This is a genomic window from Chitinophaga sp. ARDCPP14 (genome assembly GCF_051362515.1).
In the GTDB taxonomy this organism is placed as follows: domain Bacteria; phylum Bacteroidota; class Bacteroidia; order Chitinophagales; family Chitinophagaceae; genus Chitinophaga.
Genome location: NZ_JBKIXB010000007.1, coordinates 209,157 through 235,031 on the forward strand (window position 1 = coordinate 209,157; position 25,875 = coordinate 235,031).

Here is a 25,875-nt window from a genome sequence, read left to right on the forward strand (position 1 = left end):
TATTTTATGGATGTTATTCAGGCAACGGAGTTACATACGAATGAAGTGGCGGTATTGTTTGATGCCTACCGCAGTTATTATGATCAGGCGCCCGACTTCAAAGGGGCACTTGGTTTTATTACTGAAAGGATTGCGCAAAAAGACAGTGTAATATTTGTGGTGATGCTGGATGCCGAAATAATTGGTTTCACACAGCTGTATCCCATCTTCACTTCCCTGGGCATGAAAAGAGGCTGGCTGCTCAACGACCTATACGTATTGGAAGAACACCGGGGCATGGGCGCCGGCAAAGCCTTGCTGGATAAAGCAGCGGAATACGGTAAGTCCACCAACGCGGCGTGGCTGATGCTGCAAACTTACATCGCCAACACCGGGGCGCAGAAACTCTACGAAAAAGAAGGGTTCAGGAAAGACACGAACTCCTACTACTATTATAAAGCACTTTAAAAAACGCGGGGATCGCGGATTTTGTCTTGGCTCAGGATTACGCTGATTATACTGATTTGCTTGATTTTGTCTTTTTTGATTTTTCTTCTGATTTTTTTGATTTTTATACTTAATTAAGGAAGCAACTATACTAGCTTACATTTTACTTCTAACTAATGAATATGTCAATAAAAAAATAAAAGAAATCAGAAGAAAATCAAAAAAACAAAATCAAGCAAATCAGTATAATCAGCGTAATCCTGAGCCAAGACAATTTCCACCGCCGAAGGCGGTCGATCCCCGCACCACAAAGCGATGGATACAACCAAAAACCCCTGGACCATTCACTCCAGGGAAATGAGATATGACAATAACTGGATCAGCATTTGGCATCACGAGGGGTTGAACCCCGCCGGTGGCGCCGGTATTTATGGCGTGGTTCATTTTAAGAACCTCGCTGTAGGGGTGGTGGCGCTGGATGATGAGATGAATATTTACCTCGTCGGACAATACCGTTTCCCGTTAAAGCGGTTTTGCTGGGAAATCCCCGAAGGAGGTGCTCCGCTGGGAAAGGAAACGGCGCTGGACACCGCCAAAAGGGAATTGCTGGAAGAAACCGGCCTGGTGGCATCCCATTGGGAAGTGATTACGCGTATGGCGCTCTCCAATTCTGTTTCTGATGAAGAAGGGGTGGTGTTCCTGGCCCGGGGGCTGGAGCAGCGGGTGGCTGAGCCGGAAGAAACGGAGCAGCTGATCGTTAAAAAAGTGCCTTTTGAAGAAGCCTACCAGATGGTAAATAACTTTGAAATCACGGATTCCTTATCGGTAGCGGCTATACAAAAAGTAAAGCTAATGGGCTATGAAGGCTTATTAAACAAATAAACCCGTTACCTTTGCAGCAAATGGAAAGGAAATTTAACGCTTTCAAAGGTGAAAGAAAAGACGGGCAACGTGGTCCGAAAAAATATGCAACGCAGCGGCCAAAGCAATCTACTATGATTATTGGCCGTCAGCCGTTATTGGAAGCCCTGAGCACGGGGAAGTCGATTGAGCGCATCTTTATGCTGCGCACCGCTACCGGCGATATCATACCTCAAATAAGGGAGCTGGCCCAAACCAACAATATTCCCGTTAATTATGTTCCGGTGGAGAAGCTCAACGGGCTTACCCAGGCCAATCACCAGGGAGTGGTAGCCATTGCCGGCAACGTTACCTACCTGGATCTGCAGGATGTGATTTCGCATGTTACGGAAAAGGGAGAAACCCCGTTGTTCCTGATACTGGATGGTATTACAGATGTGCGCAATATAGGCGCCATTGCCCGCAGTGCGGTGTGTTGCGGCGCACAGGCCATCATTATTCCTGATAAAGGTATTGCTGCGCTGAATGAAGAAGCTGTGAAATCTTCTGCCGGTGCATTGGAAAGTATCGCGGTTTGCCGGGTCAACAGCCTGAACAAAGCCATTGATACCCTGCATCTCAATGGTATCAAGGTGATGGCCAGTGAAATGGAAACAGAAATAAAATTGTACGATTGCGATCTCAGGGAGCCGGTGGCAGTGATCATGGGTTCGGAAGATAAAGGCGTGTATCCTGCGCTGATAAAGGCTTCCGATGTATTGTTCCGTATTCCGATGGCTGGCAACTTCGAATCTTTTAATGTATCTGTGGCGGCCGGCATCATTTTGTATGAAGCACTGAAACAAAGAACGGTAAATATTTAAGCGGACCCGCGGGAACCCGCAAAGAAAATGGTTTACTATGCTAAAACTAGTTGAATGCCCTCGTGATGCCATGCAGGGCTGGCACAGAATGATCAGTACGGATGAAAAAGTGCAGTACCTGAATTCCCTGTTAAAAGTAGGTTTTGATACCATCGATTTTGGCAGCTTTGTATCTCCCAAAGCCATCCCACAGATGGCAGACACGAAAGATGTGATTCCCCGGTTGCAGCTGTCTGGTTCCAAAAGTAAGCTGCTGGCCATTGTGGCTAACCTGCGGGGAGCAGAAGAAGCGGTGGTATTTGATGAAATCAATTACCTGGGCTTTCCCTTCTCTATATCAGAAACTTTCCAGCTAAGAAATACCAATAAAACCATTGCGGAATCCCTGGAGCAGGTACATTCCATGCAGGAGCTGTGCATTAAAAACAGGAAAGAGCTCGTGATCTATATTTCTATGGGCTTTGGTAATCCTTATGGAGACCCTTACAGCCCGGAAATTGTATTACAGTGGGTAGAAGAAATGGTGAAGATGGAAATCGGCATTATATCCCTCGCAGACACGGTAGGTGTTGCAGATCCTGCTACTATTACCGGTCTGTTCAAACACCTCATACCGGCCTACTCCGACGTGGAATTCGGCGCACATTTTCACGCGGCGCCGCACAACTGGGAAGATAAGGTGCTGGCCGCCTATGAGCAGGGTTGCAAACGGTTCGACAGCTCCATTAAAGGAATCGGCGGTTGCCCTATGGCTAAAGATGAGCTGGTAGGCAACCTGGCAACGGAGAACCTCATCGCTTTCTGTCATCAGCGGAAAGAGCCGCTCACACTGGACATGACGGCATTGAGGGGCACACAGCGACTGGCAGATGCTGTTTTTAAAGATTAACTGTATTACATGCAATTTCATTTAAGCTTTCCGGTAGCGCCATTGTCTTCAGCCATTCAGTACGATCATGAGCTATTGCTGATGGGGTCCTGTTTTGCGGAAGAAATAGGCGAAAAGCTGCAGGAACACCGCTTTAATACCGTGGTGAACCCTCACGGCATTTTATATAATCCACTTAGCATTACAAAAGCCCTGACTTCCTATCTCGACGGGAAAGTATATACTGCCGGAGATCTTTTCCAGCACAATGATCTGTGGAACAGCTGGGATCATCACAGCCGTTTCTCCGGCCTTACGGCGGAAGCCACGCTGGAAAACATTCACCGGACGCAGGCGGCCGCCACGCATGCTATTGACAACGCCGATTGGCTCATCATTACGCTGGGGTCTGCGCATGCTTATATTTTGAAAGAAAATAACCGCCTGGTGGGTAACTGTCATAAGGTGCCGGCCGGAAACTTTTACAAACGCCTGCTCACAGTAGATGAAATAGTAACCGCGCTGGATAATGTAATGCATCGCTTGTTTTTCCGCAATAAGAAAATTAATATACTCTTCACCGTTAGCCCGGTGCGTTACATCCGTGATGGGGTGGTGGAAAATAATCTCAGCAAAGCCATACTACTACAGGCGGTTCATCACCTGGTGAACAAGTTTAACCGGCTGTTTTATTTCCCGGCATATGAGCTGGTAATAGATGATTTGCGCGATTATCGTTTTTATAAAGAAGATATGGTGCATCCCAATGAACTGGCGGTTAACTATGTTTGGGAGCAGGTGGTGAAGGCGGGTATCAGTCCTGGCAGCCAGGAATTGCTGCATAGCATTGCCGAAATAAACCGGGCGGCCAATCACCGGCCTTTTAACCCCGAAAGCGCCCAGCACCGTCAGTTCCTGGCGCATTATGCCGCAAAGGTACAGCAACTGATGGCGGCTCATCCGCAACTGAAGCTGGATGATCTGCTGCAGCGTTTTCAATAGCAAAGCGGAGGGAATGTCCCTCCGCTTTACCCCGTTTACAACGGAATGCCTCTTTTATCTTTCAGATAAATAATACCTACTACAAAACAGATGACGGCAATACCGATCGGGTAAATCAATCCTGCCAGGTGGTTGCCGGTATTGGTTACCAGGATGGTGGAAATGGTGGGTAACAGTCCGCCGAAAACACCGTTACCGATATGGTAGGGCAGCGACATAGAGGTGTACCGGATGCGCGTTGGGAACAGTTCCACCAGGAAAGCCGCAATAGGCGCATATACCATGGTTACAAACAGTACCTGGATGAATATGAGGATCACCAGCCACATGATATTCATACGGCTTACGGTCAGTTCCTTTTTGTCAGCTGTTTCCTTCAGGATGCTGCCATCGGTATAGCTATGCACGCGGGTGGTTTTAAGTACCAGTTCCCCGGATTCACTTTTGGAAGAATTACTTTCTATCCTGAACAGCTCTGTTTGTTCCTGTTTCAGCTGCACATTGCCGATATTATCCATCGCTTTATAGATGGGATAGTAGGCAAGAGCGGCCAGCAGCATGCCTGTGAGCATGATCTTTTTACGGCCGATGCGGTCGGACAGGGAGCCGAAGTAAATAAAGAACGGTGTAGCCAGGAGCAGTGCAATGGCAATGATGATATTGGATTGCACAAATTCTATGTTCATGGTTTTCTGGAGAAAGGAAAGCGCATAGAACTGTCCGGTGTACCAAACCACGCCCTGACCCATTGCGGCGCCAAACAGCGCTATCATGACCAGTTTCAGGTTTTCCTTATTGGCAAAGCTTTCCTTGATGGGGTTGGAAGAGGTTTTCCCTTCTTTCTTCATCTGGGCAAACAGGGGGGATTCGTGCAGGCGTATCCGTATGTAATAGGACATAATGACCAGCAGCACTGACAGGAGGAAAGGTATCCGCCAGCCGTAGTTGTTGAAATCATCGGGTGTCATGAGCATACGGGTAACCAGGATTACGCCCAGCGATACAAACAGGCCCAGTGTGGCGGTGGTTTGTATGAAGCTGGTGTAGTAGCCGCGGCGGTTGTCGGGCGAATGCTCTGCCACATAAGTAGCGGCGCCGCCATATTCACCACCCAGGGCCAGGCCCTGCGCGAGGCGGAGTATCAGTACCAGTATGGGCGCCAGTATACCAATGGTATGGTAGCTGGGAATGAGGCCGATAGCGAAGGTAGAGCCGCCCATGATGAGCAGCGTGAGCAGGAACGTGTATTTACGTCCTACCATATCGCCGAGACGGCCAAATACAATGGCACCAAAGGGACGCACAATAAAGCCCACCGCGAAGGTAGCCAGCGTGGCGATGTAGGCCAGCTGCGGATTACTGGGCGGGAAAAACTTTTCAGCAATGATGGCGGATAAGCTGCCAAAGATGTAAAAGTCGTACCATTCAATGAGCGTACCAGCCGACGAGGCCATGATAACCTGCCAGATGTTTTGCGAGGGGAGCGAGTTCTTCATACGTGTTAATTGTAAACGCCAGCTTTTTGTACTGAGCTTTTTGCGGGGAATAAGATAATGAATATTTACAATGAGAGCAAATGTCCAACTAAAAATCTCTTGTGCTTAACATCCGGGAATGTTTATAAAGCCTTATCTTTAATAAGGGCCAATTATTTACAATGAAGCAGGGATCAAAAGCTCACATCACCCGGGTTCTCAGTTTATTGTTGTTAGCTTTTATTACGTGTCACTATACCGTGAAGGCTCAGCAAACGATCAGTAACAGACCTAAAATAGGATTAACGCTCAGCGGCGGCGGCGCCCGTGGCCTGGCGCATATTGGTATCCTGGAGGCAATAGACAGCGCAGGGCTGAAGGTTGATATTGTAACGGGTACCAGCATGGGAAGTATCGTAGGATCGTTGTATGCGATGGGTTATTCCGGGAACAAAATAGAAGAGGCCGCCCGTAAGCTGAACTGGAACAGCCTGTTCTCCAATCAACCCGTTCTTACTGATATTTCCTATGAAGAAAAACGGGAGTACAACAAATACATCATTGAAATTCCTTTCGAATATGGTAAGCCTAAGCTGGCTTCCGGTGTAATTTCCGGTGAAGCGCTGTGGCTGGAACTGGCAAAGCTCTGCTGGCCGGTGAAGGACATCAAGAACTTTGAAGACTTTAATATCCCTTTTAAATGTATTGCTACTGATGTATCTACTGGTGATATTGTAACACTCGACAGCGGGGAAATAGTGACCTGTTTGCGTGCCAGTATGGCCATTCCTTCTATTTTCACGGCTGTAAAAATCGGCGACCGTAAGCTGGTGGATGGAGGGGTAGTCCGTAACTTCCCCGTTATCACCGCCAAGGAAATGGGCGCAGATATTGTGATTGGCGCCAATGTAAGCGGTGGTTTGCGTAGAGCAGACCAACTGGTGACTCCTTTTGATATCCTTTACCAGCTGGGATTTTATAAAGATGCAGACGATTTCACCAAAGCCATTAAACAATGTGATATTTATGTGCCGATGAACAAGGAGCTGGAGAACTATTCCGCCGCGAGCTTCGGCAGCGTGGACTCTATTATTGAAGCAGGCCGCAGGAAAGGAAGGGAGATGTATCCTGTTTTCAAACACCTCGCAGATTCACTGAATGCTTTATATCCCCAGCCTCCTTTTGTAGCCGACCGGCTCCCGTTTGCCACGGATATAGAACTGAGCGGCGTTCAGGTGAACGGCCTCGTTCACTCAGATCAGAAATTTTTTTTACAACGGCTGCATCTCAAGCCCGGTGGCTGTTATACGCCTGCACAGCTACGAAATGCCATCCTGAATGTTTACGGCACCCGCTTTTATAAACTGATTACGTATAACCTCGTGCCGGAAGGATATGGCAAAAGCCGGATGGATATACAGGTGGAGGAAAATCCGCTTACCTACGTGAAATTTGCGCTGAACTATAACACTTTTACCGGCGCCAATGCTATTATTAATTTAACCCAGCGGAATTTCATTGTGCCTAACTCCCGGTCGTTTGTGACAGCGGTGATCAGTGAAAATCCCCGGCTGGAGGCGGAATATTTCAAATACCTGGGCCGCAGCCGGAATTTCGGTTTTGGGCTCAGCACCTATTACGAGAATAACGGTCTTACCTTTTACGATATTGATTTTAATAAGCTACAACCTTATCGCAGCAAGTATGCGAACGTGAATGTGGATATGCAGTATACCTTCAACCGGAATATGTCGGTGGGGGCAGGAACACGCTGGGAGTACATTAAATACAAGCCGCAGCTGTCCAATTTTATGGAGGTGCGGGGCAGTACCAACCAGCTGAATACCTATATTAATTTCGGTATCAATTCCCTCAACCAGAAAATATATCCTACCAGGGGATTGTTGCTGGACCTGGAAGCGGGACATATCTATAACCAGCATCCGGGCATTAAAGTGAGCTCGCAAGGGGTGGAACAGGACTATGATACGCTTGGTGTAAGCTTCCACGATTATCAGCGCCTGGCGCTGAACCTGAAATACTATATCCCGCTGGGCCGTAAATCGGCCATAGAGCTGGATGGTAATATCGGGTATAATCTTAATTATAAAGAATCAGTGGTTAATGCATTTGTCGTTGGCGGTATGACCAATATCACCCGGAACCAGGTGCCTTTCGTGGGGATATACGAGGGGGAGGTAATTACGTCAAAAGTCAGTGCGGTGCAGGTAGCCTGGCAATACGAAGTGCTGCGCAATATCTTTGCTATTCCAAGGGTTGGCGCAGCCGTATATGACGGGGAAATTTCCGGTGGTGGAAAATACCAATACCTCGCCGGTTATGGCCTGGGCGGAGGCTACAGCAGCCGTTTGGGACCCGTAGAGGCCACGGTGATGTACAATGATCAGTCGGGCCGGCTGAAGTTTTATGTGAACCTCGGGTTTAATTTTTAACGCGGATTTTGTCTTGGCTCAGGATTACGCTGATTTTATTGATTAGCTGGATTTTTACTTTTGGATTTTTTTTAGATTTTTAGATTTTCTTAAAATAATAATTAAGGGAGATAAAAGCGAATATATCCGCTGCTATCTCCCTTAATCTTTTATAAAGTCTAAAAGTAAAAATCCAGCTAATCAATAAAATCAGCGTAATCCTGAGCCAAGACAAAATCCGCGCTAGTGCATCCGGTCGCCGCGGACATCGATGTTTTGCAGTATTTCCGCTTCCATTTTCAGCCACTCCTGCCAGCGGTTGCGCACTTTTTCTTCCGGGAAATATTCGTTGGCCAGGTCAATAAAGAGGCGGTAGTGTCCTGCTTCGGAGATCATGAATTTGCGGTAGAATTCGCGCATATATTCATCTTCCAGCCCTTCGCTCAGCAGGCGGAAACGCTCGCAGCTGCGGGCTTCGATCAGTGCAAAGATCAACAGGGCGTCGAGGAAGCTGTCGTCTGCATGACCACCTTTCACCCGGTTATCCATCAGGGCATTTACATAATCATCTTTCCGTTGCCGTCCTAAAGAGAGGCCGCGTTTTTTCATTTCAGCAAGCACCTGCCGGAAGTGTCCCCATTCTTCTGTAACAATAGGCGCCAGTTCCTCTACCATCCTTGTTCTTTCAGGGTTGCGCTGGATCAGCGAAATAGCGGAAGATGCCGCTTTTTGTTCGCAATAGGCGTGATCCGTAAGAATGTCCTGTAATGAAATGGCAGCCAGATTCACCCATCGTGGATCGGTAGGCAGTTTTAGTCCGAGTATTGATACTTTGCTCATATGAAAATAGCGGTTAGCCTGCGGCTTTTTTGCGAAGATAACGGCAAAGTTTAAATTGTGCATCGATAAACACAGATCATGAGTAAAGACAGTACTTCTTTTTTAGCGCAGTTGCTGGATGAGCGCAGGGAACAGCAGTCGTTCCGCGAATTACGGCTGCCGGGGGATAAAGTGGATTTTTGTTCCAATGATTACCTCGGACTGGCCAGGAATGCAACAGTAAGGGAGTATATACATACGTTGATGGAGGAAAGGCACCCGGCGCATGGCAGCACCGGATCAAGGCTGCTGGCGGGTAATTATGAGTGGATTGTTTCTGTGGAACGCGACCTGGCAGATTTTCATGGGGCAGCAGCAGGTCTGATCTATAACTCAGGATATGATGCCAACCTGGGCGTGTTTTCCTGTCTGGGCCGCAAGGGAGATACCATCATTTACGATCAGCTGATACATGCGTCTATCCGTGATGGTGTGCGTTTATCGGCGGCGCAGTCGTTTTCATTTGTACACAACGATGTTGCTGACCTGGAAAAGAAACTGAAACATGCCACGGGGAATATTTTTGTTGCGGTAGAGTCGGTGTATTCCATGGATGGTGATCTGGCGCCATTGGCCGCTATTGCAGCCATTTGCGGGCAATATAACGCACACCTGATAGTGGATGAAGCGCATGCTACCGGCATTATCGGCAACAGGGGAGAAGGGCTGGTGCAGCATCTCGGATTAACGGCCGCCTGCTTTGCGCGTATTCATACTTTTGGAAAAGCAGTTGGCTGTCATGGCGCCGTGGTGCTGGGTTCGGAGATATTACGCGATTACCTGATCAACTTCTCCCGGTCCTTTATCTATACTACATCCCTACCACCCGCTGCACTGGCTGCCATAGAGGCGGGTTATGCCGCATTTCCGTACATGCAGGCAGAAAGAGAAAAGCTGTCGCAGTTGATTGCGCAATTCCGCGCCGGTATTGTCAATGCGGAATTGCTGCCGGGCACCACACCCATACAGGCGGTGCTGACACGCGGTAATGAACATACCCGCGGCATTGCAGAGCGATTACAGTCGGCCGGACTGGATGTGCGGCCCATCCTGCATCCTACGGTTCCCAGGGGAGCGGAGCGCCTTCGCATTGTATTGCATAGTTTTAATACGCCGGAAGAGGTGGACCATCTTATAAAAGTATTACAGGCATAAGCGGTTATGAATCAAATTTGATGTATTTTACATATTACATCCGATATGTAATATGAGAATCATCCCCGCAGTTATCACCGCAGCCATTACCTTATCGCTTACATACGCTTTCAGTCATAAACTGGGACAGATACCCCCACTGGGAAAGCTGTTAAGTCCGCAAACGGGCTTCTGGCAGAATGCTGAACCTATTGGTGAATTTCCACGTGAACAACTGGTATTACCGGGATTGTCCGGCAAAACGGAGGTTTGGTATGACGATCGTATGGTGCCGCATATTTTTGCGGAAAATGAAGAGGATGCTTATTATGTGCAGGGATATGTAACAGCGCGGGACCGTCTCTGGCAGATGGAATTGCAGACCTACGCCGCTGCCGGCCGCTTATCGGAAATACTGGGTCCTAAGCTGGTGCAGTACGACCGGAAGCAACGCCGCCTTGGGATGGTATACGCTGCGGAAGGAACGGTAAAGGAAATGCTGGCAGATCCGGCTACCAAAGTGGCCGTAACCTCTTATGCTGCCGGTGTGAATGCTTTTATTGCCACCCTTACGCCTGCCACTTACCCGGTAGAATATAAAATACTGGATTATAAGCCTGAGAGATGGGATATCATCAAATCGGCCCTGTTACTGAAGTATATGGCGCATGACCTCGCGGGATTCGCCAATGACCTCGAGTTCACCAATGCGCGCCGTTTATTTTCTTTGCAGGACTTTGACCTGATGTATCCTGATTTCCACGAAGCTACGGACCCCATCATCCCGAAAGGTACCGCCTATCCGGCCGCCACCATAAAACCCGCCGCCCCGCCAGACAGTGTGCTGGCCACCGCAGCAGCATATATGAAGTTTAAAACGGATAAACCAGATCCGGATAATGGTAGCAACAACTGGGCAGTAGGCGGCAGCAAAACCCGCTCCGGCGCGCCAATCCTTTGCAGTGACCCGCATCTTGGCCTGTCGCTGCCTTCACTCTGGTACGAAGTACAGATCCATACACCTGGCATGAATGTGTATGGCGCTTCCCTTCCCGGCGCACCCGGAGTGATCATCGGTTTCAACGACCACATCGCCTGGGGCGTCACCAACGGAGAAGAGGATGTGAAAGATTATTACAGCATGCAGTTCCGTAACGGCCGCAGCGAATACCTGTACAATGGCGGCTATCGTAAAGCAGACCTGCGCATAGAAGAAATTAAGGTGAGAGGCGGCGCCACCGTTCGCGATACCGTTGCCTACACGGTATTTGGCCCGGTTATCTTTGATAATACTTTCCCTGATAAAACAGCCGGGCAAACCTTCCTGGCCATGCGCTGGAAAGCGCTGGACCCATCTAATGAACTGGCTACTTTCAACAAGCTCAATAAAGCCCGTAATTACGACGAATACCTGGATGCACTGAACAAGTATACCTGTCCTGCGCAAAACTTTGTATTTGCCGATAAAGCCGGCGATATCGCCATCTGGCATAATGGTCAGTATCCACTCCGGTGGAAGGATCAGGGCAAATGGATCATGCCCGGCAGCGACAGCACCTATGCCTGGCAGGGATTTATTCCTCATGAGGAATTGCCGCATATAAAAAATCCGGAAAGAGGATTTGTGAGTTCTGCCAATCAACGTCCAACCGACAGCACCTATCCATATGCCCTGTATGGAGAATATGACCTTTTCCGTGGCAAGCGTATCAATGAAAGATTATCAGCCATGAGCGCCATTACCACACAGGATATGATGCAGTTGCAAAATGATGATAAGAACCTGTTCGCCGCTGCAGCCATGCCTATGATCCGGAAACATATCGATACCAGTTCACTTACTGCGCAACAGCAGCCCTACTGGCAGCTCTTAACTTCCTGGGATTTTATGGCCACGCCCGACAGCAAAGCAGCCAGCATCTTCAATACGCTGTGGGCGCATCTTGAAGATACCATCTGGCAGGATGAACTGCATCCCAAAGATACTACCATCCTGACCTATCCGCAGTCTATCACCACATTGCAATTGCTGCTGCGCGACACCGCTTTCCATTTTATCGATAACATCAATACACCACAAAAAGAAACGCTATCCCAGCTGTTGCAAGGTGCATTTGCACAAACCGTCACTGAACTTTCTGAGTTGAATAAAGCGGGTAAGCTCGAGCTGGGAAAGGCGCGTGGTACAGATATCAATCACCTTTCCCGCGGCATTCCTGCTTTCAGCGCCTTACACCTGAATACAGGTGGTGGGCAGCATATTGTGAATGCCACCAAGCAAACACATGGTCCTTCCTGGCGCATGGTAGTGCAGCTATCAGACAAAACAGAAGCATATGGTATTTACCCCGGCGGACAAAGCGGAAATCCGGGTAGTCCGTTTTATGACAACAGTGTAAATGACTGGGTATCGGGCAAATATTATATGCTGCATATTTTCAGCGCCGAGGAAAAAGATGATCCTGTAATCCGCTACAAGCTTGTGTTTACAGGGAAGTGATAAAAATAATTTCAGGAAAATTTGGCTGGAAATAAATAATTCCTATCTTTGCACTCCGTTAAACAAAAAGACGGGGTAAAAGATTCCCTAGCTCAGTTGGTAGAGCAATACACTTTTAATGTATGGGTCTTGGGTTCGAGTCCCAAGGGGATCACCATAAGGAGTAAAAGTAAGTACTCTAACGTAATTAAAACCTTGTAGAAGCTGATTCTGCAAGGTTTTTTTGTTTTTAGTGGTAAAGATGTGAAAAGATAGCGTTGTGGTTAGCAGGACTTTATTAAATAGTGTTAACCGTCACTAATGATCAAGTAATTTGCTCAATGCGTTTTCTAACTGTTTCTTATCTGGTAGGTATAATTGATATTTAGCTAATAACACATTGTTCGTTATACTACTTGTTGCATATTCAACCAGGATATGATCTTTATATGCCCCTAATAATATTCCCACAGGTTCGTTATCTCCTTCAGATGCTTCTTCCTTTTTAAAATAGTTGAGATATAGATTCATCTGACCAATATCTGTATGATCAATTTCTCCTCTTTTTAAATCAATTAAAACAAAGCACTTCAATATTCTGTGATAAAACAATAGATCAAGTCTGAAATGTTTGCCACCAATACTCATGCGGTATTGCCGGCCAATAAACGCAAATCCTTTCCCTAGTTCCAATAAGAAATGCTGAAGGTTATTAATTAGCTTTTCTTCCAATTCGTTTTCAAGATATAGGTGTTGTTCAGGAATATTCAGGAACTCCAATACAAATGGATCTTTCAGTAAATCTTCTGCTTGCTGTACTTCGTGCCCTTCATTGGCCAGTCTTAAAATTCCTTCTTTGTCGGTACTTAAAGCAAGTCTATGAATAGCATACTTTTCATTTGCCGTTTTAGTTCTCTTACGCTCCATTTTTCTTTTTCAGATTGTTTGGCGTAAAAGCTAATTTCCAGATCTGAATCTGATTTGAGGATCTCAAAATAATGGCTCCATGTCATTTGTGAGACAGTGTCTCACGTTTTGGGAAATTATTATATAATTTTCTCATGTATAGCAGGTTGGATCTGCTGAATCCTTTGCCATAGGACGCGGTGAGGTCTTTGGATAACTTGTCAAATAACTGGCTTCCATATTCGGCTTTCTCGTTCCCTTTTTGTTCATACTCTACAATATATCGCCCGATTTCCCAATAAGTATATACCAAAATGGTATTTATTTGTTGAGCTGCGCTTTCCCTTCCGGAGGCTAACAATTGTCCTATTCCAGAAACAAGCTGTTTATATTTTTGTTCCAGTAGTTCCATATGAAAAAGTTGCAGAGCAAATATACTTTAAGGCATGTTAATACAGTGTCTTAATTTGATATAAATGAGTGCTATTTGTTATTATAGTGATGTTTGAAAAGGATGGATTGAAATGATGGGATTTCTGATTCGGTTTGTCGTAGGACAATTTCTTTCCCTGGTTCCCAATAAAGCTTAATTAAAGCAATATTGAAATTGGCAACCGCTTTTAGTTGAGCTTGTCGTACTTTGTTTTTTATTTCTAATAGCCAATCTTTGTAAGCCTTTTCAGTCATAAATTTCTTTGTTATTGCCGTTAAATAATGGCCATTATACCGTTATCATTGGCTGATAAGTTAAAAGAACGGGCATGTAGAGGTGAATCAATCAACAGAATGAAAGAGGATTAACGACCTGATAACATTTTGGCGTATTTGAATGGTATTTTTTTATTGGATTAGGAATAGGTGTGCTTCGATGTATCAGCGCTGAGGATTTAATGACTTAGAGACGGTAATGCTTGCATACAGTGAAGGAGAAAGTTCGATTTCTGTACCATAGGAATCACGAAAAATGCAAAAGCCTTCAAGTCGCAAGATTTGAAGGCTTTTTGCTTTCGATATTTTTCCTGATTTTTCACCTATATTGTTAGTCCCTTATTGTCAGATATATACAAGTTCAAGTGCCCATGGGCCTGACTGTTCAAAACCATCCACCATCTTCATGAAAGAGAACAATTGAACGGAAGAACATCATAGCCCATGAAACAGCCAGGAGAACGGTCAGTTATCCCATCAAATCGTACAATTTAATAAAAGGGCTGCTCCATGAGCTGCAAGATTCAAGGGTACCTTTTAAATCCCGTTTTCAGGCAGGAGGTAGGTACAATGGAAAGCCCCGGAGGATAGGTATAATTCGATTCCACCCGTTTTTCTCACTTTACCGGCAACATATTATTAATATCCACGGGGAAGCTGTCGTACTTATTATACAGTCTCAGATATTTGGCAGGATCAATGGGTTGTTCGCTGAGTATATCCACCAGCCCTCGGAAGAAGCCTTCTCTTTTCTCTGCCGGGTTGAAAATGAGTGTGAGCACTACCTGTTCATCCGTATCATTGGCGAAGCCATGTGGCGTGAAACGTGGTACATACACAACAGATCCGGGCAATAGGTGATGTGTCTCTTCACCAGCATATACAGTGAGCGTACCTTTGCCTACAATAAAAGTTTCATCCATAAAACGGTGGTAATGCAACCTGGCACCGATGGTATGTGGTGGCAGTGTGATTTCATATACACCCAGGTGGCTGTTCGACATTTCGCTGGTTACTTTGAAAACAATGGATGCTCCTCCCACTTCCAAACGCTCTCCTTCCCCGGGATGATGTATGGTAGCCTTGTTGGCGAGCTGATCTTCCAGATAGTCTATCTTCTTCATAAATTTCATTTTTATGAAGACAAAATTCCGACATGCCAACCTAAAAAACATTTACAAATGTTGATACTTCAAATAAAATTATAACTCGGCACGTATGCGGCTCAGTTGAGTAGGCGTAATACCAAGATAGGAAGCGACTTCATGCTGTTTCAGGCGGCGTTCTAACGTCGGGAATTGTTGCAGGAAGGCAGTATAACGGCTTTTGGCAGTGTCATAGCGTAGTGATATTTCCTGTGGCTCTTTTTCCACAACCCAATGTATCTCCAGGTAACGGATATACGACGCGGCCATATCAGGACAAAGCATTGTCAGCTTTTTAAATTCATCGAAATCATATTCTAATACCGTGGTGTTTTCCAACGCGCGGATCGTAAACTGGCTGGGACTTTGGGTTAACATCGCACTCAGTGAGGCTGCCAGAAATGTTTCCGGAAAAAAACGTTTGATAACCACATCTCCATTCGGCGCTGTATAGTACTGCGAGAGCAGTCCTTTCACGACATAGGCCACCAGCCGTGGAACCTGGCCTTCCATTACAAATGTTTCATGGCGTTTGTAGGTACGCCTTTTAATGATATTCGCCCAAGCCTGTTGGCTTTCATCTGACAGCGGATGATACATGGTCACTTTTTTCCAAAAGTTGTTCATGAGTGTAAATTTAGAAACAAAAAATTATCAAGTCATAGATTTGAAGACTTTTTTCATCCACCGGCCTTAATATTCGATTATTTAAACCACATTTAATGCTGATAACTCACTTAGAAACTTCAGATCCGGTAAAAAATAGTTCGATTTCCGTACCATAGGGATCACGAAAGCGCGATACAATTCGAAAAAAATGGTATCACGCTTTTTTCTTAAGAGATTTTGTATTTCCATATTAAAGGAGCGTACGGATAAATTTAAATTCCGGTGATACTAAAACCTAACTTATTTTTACTATGGAAAAATAATCATGATATTTCAACCGGATTACTGGTAAGATCAAGGTGTCGGTAAACACCATCCAATACTTTGGCGCCTGTTGGCAGGTTAGTAAAAGATAGCCGGCATGGCTGATCGTAATTGCTCCACTGAGGGTTATTTTATAGATACCTCCACTGAAAATGCCTGTAAGACTTGAGATATTTCCAGCTACAGGAAAACTATATCCCAGGGAAATAGTATTTTGGAGCCCATTGCAAACGATCACCGATGAGATTACAGGTCTTCGCTGTTGACGCATATGAATTAGAATAATTACCCGTTATTTCAATGGCGGTATTACTGCCGTTGCCAGTTATATAAAGACCATTAATTTCTATTCTTTCGGAAGATGATTGGATAGCAAGATAGGATTGGGAGTAGAAGAAATAATTGCCCCCTTACCGCTTAGTTGCTTGTTTGATGGAATGACTACAGTATTGAAGGTTGTAAATGTTCTATCTTCTAATATTGCAATGTCAGAAAGTGAAAGTGCCGTTGTTAGAAGAGACGAACAGTCTATTGCATCTTTAGTCCCAAACCACCTTACATCAATAAATGTAATATAAATCCTTTTCCATCTGGTGGGAGTACTTCCAGTTTTTACCCCAATTACAACTTATACTTTGTTGTTTGGGCTTATAAGATGAAGGAGCAACAGCTACCTGTTAAATTTGTTATATTAGTTATTAATGATTTTTGAGGACGTTTTTATCACTTCGTAACTTAATTTAAATACAGCCATTTTATTTTTCTTACTTATTAATAGCTTAGAATGCAACAATACCTTGTTATTATTGTTGTTTAAGGATATTATAGTTTACATTACACTTTTTATGGATTCCGATTATTCACCGATTGATGCTGATCATTGCCGGGAGGCATTGACAGGAGGGAATAAAGCAAAGATATCCTGGCCCCGGACCTATAGCATAACACCCATCAGTATTAACAGGAATATAGATATGAATTCGGTAACATTGCTGTGCGGGCCTCCTCAGGTGGTACAGCAACGTTAACACCTGTTGGCGTTCGTTCAGCAACAGGTGGTGCAATGTTGCAGGTAGTTATGATACTGTATCTGCTGCTTCCTTCACCGTTACAGGCCCTGGCAAATATACCTACAGCATTACATTGCTTTCATCTGCACTCACTATTCCCAATGGAATTAGTTACTTCATAAGTAGTACATCAGCGATCGGGACGGTACGTCAAGGCTTACTGTCAGTGCTATGTCAATGTAGCGGCAGCGCAGCCATCAGGTATTTCATGTCAGCACCCTCGTTTGATGTAACAGTAAATCATAACTAATTATTTCTTCCAGGCAAGGAGCATATTGAATCGTGTCCGGAAAAATACAGTCAGCCATATTTCACGGCAAGGCATAGTAAGGGCGGTAGGTGTAATATATGGCATCGCCGTTTATACATCTTTACCCGCTGAAGGATCAATATAATACTTAACAATGCAGCGGATGTAGACTATAAAACAGGAAAACCACATGGAGTATATACCTCTTCTTAAGAAAAATGATGCCAAAGCAGTAGAAATAGCTACAGCTGATATGGATCTGTTTTAAGTGAAGAATTAGAGGTAGCGATTTTTACGGTAGCTATATAAATGCTGAATGACATGAGAAGATTGCCCATATCCATTTTACACTGTAGAAATATATTGATTGGTTTTTTGCTTTTTTGTCTAAGCCCTCAGATAACCGCTCAAACAATCACCAATTATATCTTTAACGCCTCAACTGGCACTTTTACTGCTTTGGTAACCCCCACTGCTACCACCTGGACCGGCAACGTTGGTGAAGGTATTTCCAACCTGATACCTATAGGATTTGATTTTTGGTATATGGGTACCCGTTATACCAATTTATCTGCAAGTACAAATGGCTGGCTGACACTTGGCTCCGTGGCCACTGCTGCTACACCCGTCAATAATTTGCTGTCGGGAGGCGCTCCCAGGCCCGTAATAGCACCGTTATGGGATGATCTTAGCATTGGAGTCACTTCAAATGTTACGTATAAAACAACCGGCACAACAGGCAGCCGTGTATTCACCCTGCAATACCTGAATATAAAATGGCCCGACCTGGCATTGGCAGGCGTGATATCTTTACAGGTAAAATTGTATGAAAGCACCGGGAAGATAGAGTTTAAGTACAGAGAGGAATTAGTGCTGGCGTTATTGACGTCCGCATCAGTAGGTATAACGGCAATGGCTACAGGAACAGGGAATTTTCTGTCCATCAATGACGCCGGCAGCAGCGCCAGTTCCGCTGCGGAATCAAGTGTAACGGGCAAGCCCGCATCCGGCACAACGTATGGCTTCACACCACCAGTGGCAATCTCTCCCGGTACGCTAACATTTTCCGGCGTAACAAATAGTGCAATGACGCTGAATTGGACAGATCTTTCTTCCAATGAAAATGGGTTTGTTATTTACCGTTCAACGGATGGTGTAAACTACAACTTTGTTTCCCAAACACCAGCTAACACCAACTCTTCTTCTCAAACTGGTTTATCTGTCAACACTACTTATTACTGGAAAGTATATGCTGTTACGGAAGGTGCATTAAGTACGGCCTTGGGTGGCAGTAGATCAACCGTAAATTATCCACCGCTACCTAACATAGGCACTGCGGTTAATTTTACCCTTTTTACAGTGAGTGGCGCAATAGGTAATACAGGCATCTCCAATATTACAGGTAACATTGGTACCAATGTGGGCGATATCACGGGACTGGAAACTTCCTCTGTGATTGGATCCTTATATATTGCCAATACTACTACGGCACAGGGAGCGGTAGACGTGTTGTCTGCCTACACCCAACTGAATGCGATTCCCGTCACTTCCAGCCATGCTGCGGTGCTGGGCAATGGAGAAATCCTTACACCTGGGGTGTATAATATACCTGCAGCAGGATCTATTGCAGGTGTGCTCACATTAGACGCACAGGGAGACCCAAATGCAGTATTTGTTATTAAAATAGGTGCTGCATTAACCACCGGGGCTGGCACAACGGTCAGCCTGGTTAACGGAGCCTCCGCCTGTAATGTATTCTGGAAGGCAGAAGGTGCGGTCACTATGGCGGCCGGCACCACCATGAGGGGAACGTTGATCGCAAACAACGGCGCCGCTTCTATGGGGGCCGGAGGTTTACTTGAAGGGCGACTGTTTTCCACATTGGGAGCAGTTACTTTGGGTCCGGGGACGGCATCGTTACCGGTATGTCCCTGTACGCCTGCAGCACCTGCTGTTGTCAGCCCATTAACTTATTGTCAGAATAGCATCGCCGTTCCCTTAACGGCTACCGGAACCACCCTGCTGTGGGAACGGGGCGCTGCCACGGCGCCTACACCAGCTACCACTACAATTGGCGCTACCAGTTACGCAGTGACGCAAACCGTTGGCGGCTGTCTTAGTCAGCCAGCTATTATTACGGTGAATATTACGGCGGGGCCATCTGCGGTAATTTCATATATAAACTCTCCCTATCGCTCGGATGCAGGCACCGCAGCAGTAGCCCGCACAGGAACAGTGGGAGGCACTTATGCTTCAACAGCAGGTTTGTCAATTAATAGCTCAACTGGTTTGATAGACCTCGCCACAAGTACGCTGGGTACTTATACTGTTATCTACACCATTGCGGCAGCGGCAGGATGTAATCAATACCAGACTACGACCAGCATCAGTATCATCGCTCCACCCAGCGTCAATTTAGGTACAGCCGCCAATTTTGCGCTTTTTGCTGTTAGCGGAGGAGTGGGTAATACTGGCATATCACAGGTTACAGGTGATATAGGTACTAACTTGGGCGCTATTACCGGTTTTGAAACGGCTATTGTGGCTGGATCTATGCATACGGCAAATGCAGTAACCTCGCAGGGCGCAGCAGATGTGCTGTCAGCCTATAACCAATTAAACGCATTTTTTCCCACTGCCAGTCACGTGGCCGTACTTGGAAACGGGGAAACATTATTTCCCGGCATTTATAATTTAGCCGCTGCGGGGTCAGTGGCTGCCACCTTAACACTGGATGCCCAGGGAAATTCCAATGAACTGTTTATTTTTCAAATAGGAGGCGCATTCACTACCGGGGCAGGTACTACAGTAAACCTGGTCAATGGTGCATCTGCCTGTAACGTATACTGGAAAGTAGAAGGAGCCATTGCCATGGCAGCCTCCACTACTATGGTGGGCACGTTGATCGCAAACAATGGCGCCGCTTCCATGGCTGCCGGTGGCATATTGAACGGAAGAATGTTTTCTACTTTAGGCGCTCTTACGATGGGACCTGGTGCTGTAACCATTCCTGTTTGTGTCATGGGGGGCACATGGACGGGCGCCGTCAGTACCGACTGGAATAATGCCGGTAACTGGTTTAATAACGCTGTTCCAACTTCCGCTACTAATGCAACTATCCCATCCGGCGCTCCCAGGTACCCGCTGTTAAATGCAGGTACCGGCGTGGTAAAAAATTTAACCATACTAAGCAGCGCTTCCGTAACCGTGACGGACGGGTCTCTGCAAATAGCAGGAGTAATCAATAATGGCGGAACATTGGATGTATCTGCCGGCACTCTAAGAATGACCGGTACAGCCGTGCAGACCATACCGGCCAATGTTTTTGCAGGAAATCAGATCAGGCACCTTACCATCAATAACAATGCAGGTGTAATACTGAACGGAACTTTACAGCTCAGCGGAGTACTGCTGGTGTCAAATGGTTCACTGAATACAGGTGGAAATCTTACGCTGATGTCAACCGTCACACAAACCGCATTGATTGAGGGTAGCGGAACAGGAGAGGTGGTGGGAAATGTTACTATGCAACGATACCTGGCTTCTGGTTTCGGATATAGGTATGTCAGCTCGCCATTCCAGGCAGCCACAATCGGAGGTTTCTCCAATGAAGTAAACCTGAATGCTGCTTTCCCTAATTTTTACCGATATGATGAGAACCAGGCCGCTTCCGGATGGATAACGGATACAACAGCCACTCATCCATTGGTACCCATGCAGGGATATGCCGCCAATACAGGCGCCTCTTCTGCTGCAATGACAGCCGATCTTACAGGAGTAGTTAATAACCATAATATTTCGACACCCACACTCTATAATCACCATCAGGCTTATACGCTGGGCTTTAACCTGGTAGGTAATCCATATCCCTCGCCCATCGACTGGAATGCAACTACAGGATGGAGCCGTACCAACATTGATAATGCCGTGTATTACTTTAATGCTGGTACGGCTGATCAGTATACGGGCACCTATAGCTCTTATATTAATGGTATTTCCAGCGATAATGTGGCGGGCCCTGTCATTGCTGCGATGCAGGGATTTTTTATTCATGTAACGGATGGCACTTACCCGGTGGCAGCCTCCCTCACTATTAATAATAATGCGCGTGTCAATAACCTGGCGCCGGATTTCCACCGCGTGCCTGTGTTAACCGTGCCTTTAATCCGACTAACAGCCGGATACGCGGATGAAAGGACTGTTGTAGATCCGGTAGTTGTTTATTTTGATGCTGCTGCCCCGCGATTCTACGACAAAGAAATGGATGCGCTCAAACTCATGAATACAGATGCGCTGGTGCCAAATCTGTATATACGTTCTTCGGCTGCACCCGGAATCTCCATTTATGCGTGGCCCGGATTGAAAGACAGTACGGAGGTAATACCACTCGGACTTAAAACAGCACAACCGGGATGGATCACTTTTAATGCAGTGGATATAGAACGATTCCCTGCCGGCAGGCATATTTACCTTTACGACATGAAAACAGGCGTACGGCAGGATCTGCAACGCCAACCACAATACCGGCTGTACCTGGATGCCGGCGAATATGAATCAAGATTTTTTTTGGGATTCCAGGGAAAGCCTCCGGTTGATCCGGTATCTGCCGGTGGTACATTTTATGCATACAGTCTGGGTCGGATGTTATACGCAGTGATCGTTGAAATGTCCGTTGAAAAATATGAGGCGACCGTTACAAATTTAGCGGGGAAGATAGTCGTGCGCAGGCAGCTTTTCGGCAACGGACATCATGAGCTGGGATCGCAATTCAGCAACGGGATCTACATCGTAACCTTTTACACACGGCAACAAAAAGTGTTTACCCAGAAAGTATTTATTGGCAATTAATGTTTAGGCATATGATGCAATCGAACGACTGATTTGTACAAATTGCTGCGGAAAACTTATGATATTCTTGTGAACAAAAATTCTTATGAGTGGTAACGCGCTAAGTTTATAATGCCATTAGTTCTACATGTAATGTAAGTTCGATACTTTTGGCAACAAAAAATATGGCTTATACCATCGTTCCGAATCTTGCTGCTTTTGCACTCTAATTTAAGAGGTAACAGCGTAACTAGTCTGTTTTTCAGTCTATTAAAGTAGCGCCAACCCTAATAAAGTTAAGAATTAAAAAAGTCAACATGTTATATCGTTTTAAGTAGAGTAAAAAGTAAATACTCTCACGTAATTAAAACCTTGAAGAAGCTTCTTCTACAAGGTTCTTTGTTTATAGTGGTAAAGTTGTGAAAGATAAGTAAGGATAGAAAAGTGAGCGTTACGGTTAGCAATATAAATACTAAATTGTGCTAACCGTCACAGATCCCAAATGTTGTGCCGCGTCGCGTTTGACCAATGTTAAGCGATGTCAGGACAAGTGAAGTTGAAACAATTTTTGTTAAATTAGAACAAGTGATGTCTGACCAGACTTTTTAAAATTGCGCCTGACTAACAAGAAATCGGTATTTTTGAAAACAGACATTATTATCCGTTTTGATAAAAGATGCAGGTATTTATACCTGTTTTTGAGGTTCCCCGGGTATCAGCTACATTTTTTGTAATTACATTACAGCATCTTTGTCGTGCATTATCAACCAAATCCTATAAAACACACTTAAAATGAAGCAACACTTCTTTCCTATTATCCTGGTGCTGGGCCTCTCCACCGCAGGATGTAAAAATCAGCCATCCGCGGGTACAGCTAAACCAGGAACCGCCACCCGAAATGATTGCAACCAGATCACAGACAGTGTAGGCCGTGTACTGGTGAACCTCGTAACAGCCCGTCAGAGCATTCAATCATACGACAGCCTTTGCCGCATCCACTGGAAAGGCACTGCACCTGTAGAATCCTATACCATCCGTGCGGTAGACCTCCTGGCTGCCATGGGGCTGCCCCCGGAACTCGCCGATTCGTCTATATGCCGGTTCAAACACATCCGGGTATATCTTGGGTTTCAGGAAAAGGTAGGGTTCAAGTTGTACCTCGTACCGGTAGATAATGCCTGCCTGAAAGGGAAGGACCCCAGCAAATGGAACGCCGGGGTGGATGTTATACTCGACAAAGGTGCAAATCCCATTCTCGCAAATATTGATTCAACAGGAACAGCTGCTTACGACCAGTACGTACTGGACCTCAACGCCCCTTGTCCGAATACCTGCCCACAGCCAGGACCCCTTAAAGTATACCGCTGATATATGAACTTTTCAGAAACGATAATACTGTTATCACATGTACCCGTTTTACTCACTGTAGTATATGCTGCCGTGCACTACAGCAAATTGCCCCGTGAACTGAAAGTGTTCTCCTGGTTTATTTTTCTGTCGGGCGTGATACAATTCACTTCCCTGGCTTTCTGGTTCGTTAGCAAAAACAACATGCCGCTGCTGCACATATACGTAGCGGCAGGATTCCTTTGCCTGGCATGGTTCTATAATACCTTGCTCAATGGATTCATAGATGCAAGAATAATATGGTCCATCGCCATATTATTCTTGCTCTTTACAACCATTAACTCCTTGTTCATTCAGCCTGTTCATACTTTCAACTCTATCGCATTAACGGTAGAGGGCATTCTCATTGTGATCCTGGCATTGTTCACTTACCGGTTCTTTCTGAGTGATATTGTAAAAGAAACAAGCGGCCGGAATATCAGTAGTCTTAACTGGATCAATTCAGGATTGTTTATCTATTATTCTTCCAGCATACTGATATTTTATTTTGGCGCTGTTATCACTGCTTTCAGCAGGAACCTGAATTTGTACACCTGGATATTTCACTCATTCTTTTCCATTGTCATGTACACCTGTTTTTTTATCGGCCTATGGAAACGATCAAAGACCTGAGTTTTTTAAATGCATTGCTGCCACTGGCGGTTATTGTGTTCATCATCGGTATTGGGGTAGTGTTCCTGAACCTGCATTTTCAAAAGAATTTGTCTGTGCAGAAACTCAGGCAGGAGGCATTGAAGAGTAGCTACCAACAGGACCTGCTTCGCTCGAATATTCATGCGCAGGAAGAAGAGCGCAAACGTATTGCACAAGACCTGCACGATGAGCTAGGAGCGGTGATGTCTATTATGCGCATGCATCTCATGGTGCTCGAACAGCAAAGTGCTGATGACACAAAGCAATTACAGGCGCCCTTGCAGTATGTTCGTCAATTGTCGGAGACGGCGCTGGCAAGTGTGAGAAGTATCAGCCACCGCCTGATGCCGCCACAACTGGAGTCTTTCGGGTTGAAGGCCGCACTGGAGTCGGTAACGGAACAGATCAACCGGGCCGGTGAAATAAAGATCGAACTGGGTTGTGAAGCCCCCATGGACGACCTGCCCTGGCTGGTGAACCTCGGCCTGTTCCGCATCATCATGGAAATGATTAATAATACGCTCAAACACGCTGGTGCCAGATCGATAAGAATAGATCTTTTCCGGCACGGCCAGGAACTGGTTTGTTATTATACAGATGATGGGAGAGGACTGTCAGATGGTAATGCCAGCAAGGGCCTGGGTCTAAAGAGTATTGAAGGCCGGGTGAATTCGCTCGGTGGAAAACTGGAAATGGGCAACCAGGAATCAGGCGGATACTACGCCATTGTCCGATTAACATTACCTGCATAATACGTTACCATATGAAAAAAGAGATCAACATAGGATTAGTGGAAGACCAGGTGCTTTTCAGAGAGGGGATGAAAGCGATTATTAATACCTGGCAGGATATGAAGGTGATATTTGAATCTGCTGATGGTTACTCCGTGCCGGATAAATTACGTAAGGCGGCTGTTCTCCCGGATGTGATGTTGGTAGATCTTTCCCTGCCACCGGATGGCGACAAAGAATACAGCGGTCAGCACGTTACCCGGGAGCTCGCGGTTACCTATCCTGAAATGAAGATTCTTATCCTGTCGGTCCACGATGATGAGAATTTCATTAACCAGTTAATTCAATGCGGTGCACATGGTTACCTGGTGAAAGACAGTGCGCCACAGGAAGTACAGGAAGCCATCATTGCGGTGTACACTAAAGGATCTTACATCAATGAGCGCGCGTTAAAGGCCTTGCAGCTCAGAACGGTGAGAACTGTCAGGAGCAAGCCGCAGAACCTCTCCATCACCAAAAGAGAGGAAGAGATTTTGCAGTTGGTATGCAGACAATATACCGCAGAGGAGATTGCGCAGGAACTTTTTATCAGCGTAAAAACGGTGAACGGCCATCGGAATAACCTGCTGCAGAAAACAGGTTCACGGAATGTTACCGGTTTGGTGTTGTATGCCATCCGGAATAATATCGTGTCGTTGAAATAGTATTGTTATTTACGCTCGTGAGTCACCGCATCATCATATTCACCACAATCAGATCCTCAACTGCAAAAATAACAGCATATCTTGTCAAAATCCTGCTTGTTACACCATTATTAATTTTTAATCTTTACTGATTGTTCCGGAG

19 protein-coding genes, 1 tRNA gene and 1 pseudogene are annotated in these 25,875 nt (G+C 45.8%); 14 read left to right on the top strand and 7 right to left on the bottom strand.

The window, feature by feature from the left end; translation table 11 throughout:
* The first annotated feature begins 6 nt into the window (after positions 1-6).
* The 5 genes from ACLHR0_RS20415 (at position 7) to ACLHR0_RS20435 (ending at position 4,020) form a co-directional block, all read left to right on the top strand.
* On the top strand, positions 7-447 hold the full coding sequence (locus tag ACLHR0_RS20415) for a GNAT family N-acetyltransferase (RefSeq protein WP_370907779.1): 441 nt from the start codon (positions 7-9) through the stop codon (positions 445-447).
* A gap of 294 nt (positions 448-741) precedes the next feature.
* Positions 742-1,308, top strand: coding sequence for an NUDIX domain-containing protein (locus ACLHR0_RS20420; RefSeq protein ID WP_429050200.1), 567 nt, complete (start codon positions 742-744; stop codon positions 1,306-1,308).
* A gap of 20 nt (positions 1,309-1,328) precedes the next feature.
* Complete coding sequence (rlmB, locus tag ACLHR0_RS20425; protein WP_370907777.1) at positions 1,329-2,150, top strand: 23S rRNA (guanosine(2251)-2'-O)-methyltransferase RlmB; 822 nt, start codon at positions 1,329-1,331, stop codon at positions 2,148-2,150.
* Positions 2,151-2,187: 37 nt separating this feature from the next.
* Positions 2,188-3,039: a hydroxymethylglutaryl-CoA lyase gene (locus ACLHR0_RS20430; protein ID WP_429063404.1), complete on the top strand. Its 852-nt coding sequence runs from the start codon at positions 2,188-2,190 to the stop codon at positions 3,037-3,039.
* Between the two features lie 9 nt (positions 3,040-3,048).
* Positions 3,049-4,020 carry a GSCFA domain-containing protein gene (locus ACLHR0_RS20435; RefSeq protein ID WP_429050194.1) on the top strand — a complete coding sequence of 324 codons (972 nt, stop codon included), beginning with the start codon at positions 3,049-3,051 and terminating at the stop codon, positions 4,018-4,020.
* A 35-nt stretch (positions 4,021-4,055) separates the two neighbouring features.
* On the opposite strand, the gene ACLHR0_RS20440 is transcribed toward ACLHR0_RS20435, so the two are convergent.
* A complete protein-coding gene (locus tag ACLHR0_RS20440) occupies positions 4,056-5,516 on the bottom strand; it encodes an MFS transporter (RefSeq protein ID WP_429050192.1) in 1,461 nt (486 codons plus the stop codon).
* Positions 5,517-5,677: 161 nt separating this feature from the next.
* On the opposite strand from ACLHR0_RS20440, the gene ACLHR0_RS20445 reads away from it, so the two are divergent.
* Positions 5,678-7,948 carry a patatin-like phospholipase family protein gene (locus ACLHR0_RS20445; RefSeq protein WP_436489072.1) on the top strand — a complete coding sequence of 757 codons (2,271 nt, stop codon included), beginning with the start codon at positions 5,678-5,680 and terminating at the stop codon, positions 7,946-7,948.
* 222 nt (positions 7,949-8,170) lie between these two features.
* On the opposite strand, the gene ACLHR0_RS20450 is transcribed toward ACLHR0_RS20445, so the two are convergent.
* A complete protein-coding gene (locus tag ACLHR0_RS20450) occupies positions 8,171-8,767 on the bottom strand; it encodes a tRNA-(ms[2]io[6]A)-hydroxylase (protein ID WP_370907772.1) in 597 nt (198 codons plus the stop codon).
* Between the two features lie 78 nt (positions 8,768-8,845).
* Between ACLHR0_RS20450 and ACLHR0_RS20455 the strand changes: the two genes are divergently transcribed.
* The 3 genes from ACLHR0_RS20455 (at position 8,846) to ACLHR0_RS20465 (ending at position 12,597) form a co-directional block, all read left to right on the top strand.
* Positions 8,846-9,961, top strand: coding sequence for an aminotransferase class I/II-fold pyridoxal phosphate-dependent enzyme (locus ACLHR0_RS20455; protein ID WP_436489074.1), 1,116 nt, complete (start codon positions 8,846-8,848; stop codon positions 9,959-9,961).
* Between the two features lie 52 nt (positions 9,962-10,013).
* A complete protein-coding gene (locus tag ACLHR0_RS20460) occupies positions 10,014-12,440 on the top strand; it encodes a penicillin acylase family protein (RefSeq protein ID WP_436489076.1) in 2,427 nt (808 codons plus the stop codon).
* A gap of 81 nt (positions 12,441-12,521) precedes the next feature.
* Positions 12,522-12,597, top strand: a tRNA-Lys gene (locus ACLHR0_RS20465).
* A gap of 140 nt (positions 12,598-12,737) precedes the next feature.
* On the opposite strand, the gene ACLHR0_RS20470 is transcribed toward ACLHR0_RS20465, so the two are convergent.
* The 5 genes and pseudogenes from ACLHR0_RS20470 to ACLHR0_RS20490 all read right to left on the bottom strand — a co-directional run bounded on the left by ACLHR0_RS20470 (position 12,738) and on the right by ACLHR0_RS20490 (position 15,805).
* Entirely contained in the window at positions 12,738-13,346 is a 609-nt protein-coding gene (locus ACLHR0_RS20470) for a PDDEXK nuclease domain-containing protein (protein WP_436489077.1), read from the bottom strand.
* A pseudogene (locus tag ACLHR0_RS20475) lies at positions 13,286-13,737 on the bottom strand (DUF1016 N-terminal domain-containing protein). Before ACLHR0_RS20475 ends, ACLHR0_RS20470 begins: the two are co-directional and overlap by 61 nt.
* Positions 13,738-13,808: 71 nt before the next feature.
* Entirely contained in the window at positions 13,809-14,012 is a 204-nt protein-coding gene (locus ACLHR0_RS20480; RefSeq protein WP_436489079.1) for a hypothetical protein, read from the bottom strand.
* 638 nt (positions 14,013-14,650) lie between these two features.
* Positions 14,651-15,157: a cupin domain-containing protein gene (locus ACLHR0_RS20485; RefSeq protein WP_436489081.1), complete on the bottom strand. Its 507-nt coding sequence runs from the start codon at positions 15,155-15,157 to the stop codon at positions 14,651-14,653.
* Between the two features lie 78 nt (positions 15,158-15,235).
* Entirely contained in the window at positions 15,236-15,805 is a 570-nt protein-coding gene (locus ACLHR0_RS20490; protein ID WP_436489083.1) for a Crp/Fnr family transcriptional regulator, read from the bottom strand.
* A gap of 2,001 nt (positions 15,806-17,806) precedes the next feature.
* Here ACLHR0_RS20490 and ACLHR0_RS20495 point away from each other — a divergent pair.
* The 5 genes from ACLHR0_RS20495 (at position 17,807) to ACLHR0_RS20515 (ending at position 25,733) form a co-directional block, all read left to right on the top strand.
* Positions 17,807-22,279 carry an ice-binding family protein gene (locus ACLHR0_RS20495; protein ID WP_436489085.1) on the top strand — a complete coding sequence of 1,491 codons (4,473 nt, stop codon included), beginning with the start codon at positions 17,807-17,809 and terminating at the stop codon, positions 22,277-22,279.
* A 771-nt stretch (positions 22,280-23,050) separates the two neighbouring features.
* Positions 23,051-23,626 carry a hypothetical protein gene (locus ACLHR0_RS20500; protein WP_436489087.1) on the top strand — a complete coding sequence of 192 codons (576 nt, stop codon included), beginning with the start codon at positions 23,051-23,053 and terminating at the stop codon, positions 23,624-23,626.
* 3 nt (positions 23,627-23,629) lie between these two features.
* Complete coding sequence (locus tag ACLHR0_RS20505) at positions 23,630-24,277, top strand: hypothetical protein (RefSeq protein WP_436489089.1); 648 nt, start codon at positions 23,630-23,632, stop codon at positions 24,275-24,277.
* Positions 24,256-25,050 carry a sensor histidine kinase gene (locus ACLHR0_RS20510; RefSeq protein WP_436489091.1) on the top strand — a complete coding sequence of 265 codons (795 nt, stop codon included), beginning with the start codon at positions 24,256-24,258 and terminating at the stop codon, positions 25,048-25,050. Before ACLHR0_RS20505 ends, ACLHR0_RS20510 begins: the two co-directional genes overlap by 22 nt.
* 11 nt (positions 25,051-25,061) lie before the next feature.
* A complete protein-coding gene (locus tag ACLHR0_RS20515) occupies positions 25,062-25,733 on the top strand; it encodes a response regulator (RefSeq protein ID WP_436489093.1) in 672 nt (223 codons plus the stop codon).
* The last annotated feature ends 142 nt before the right edge of the window (positions 25,734-25,875 follow it).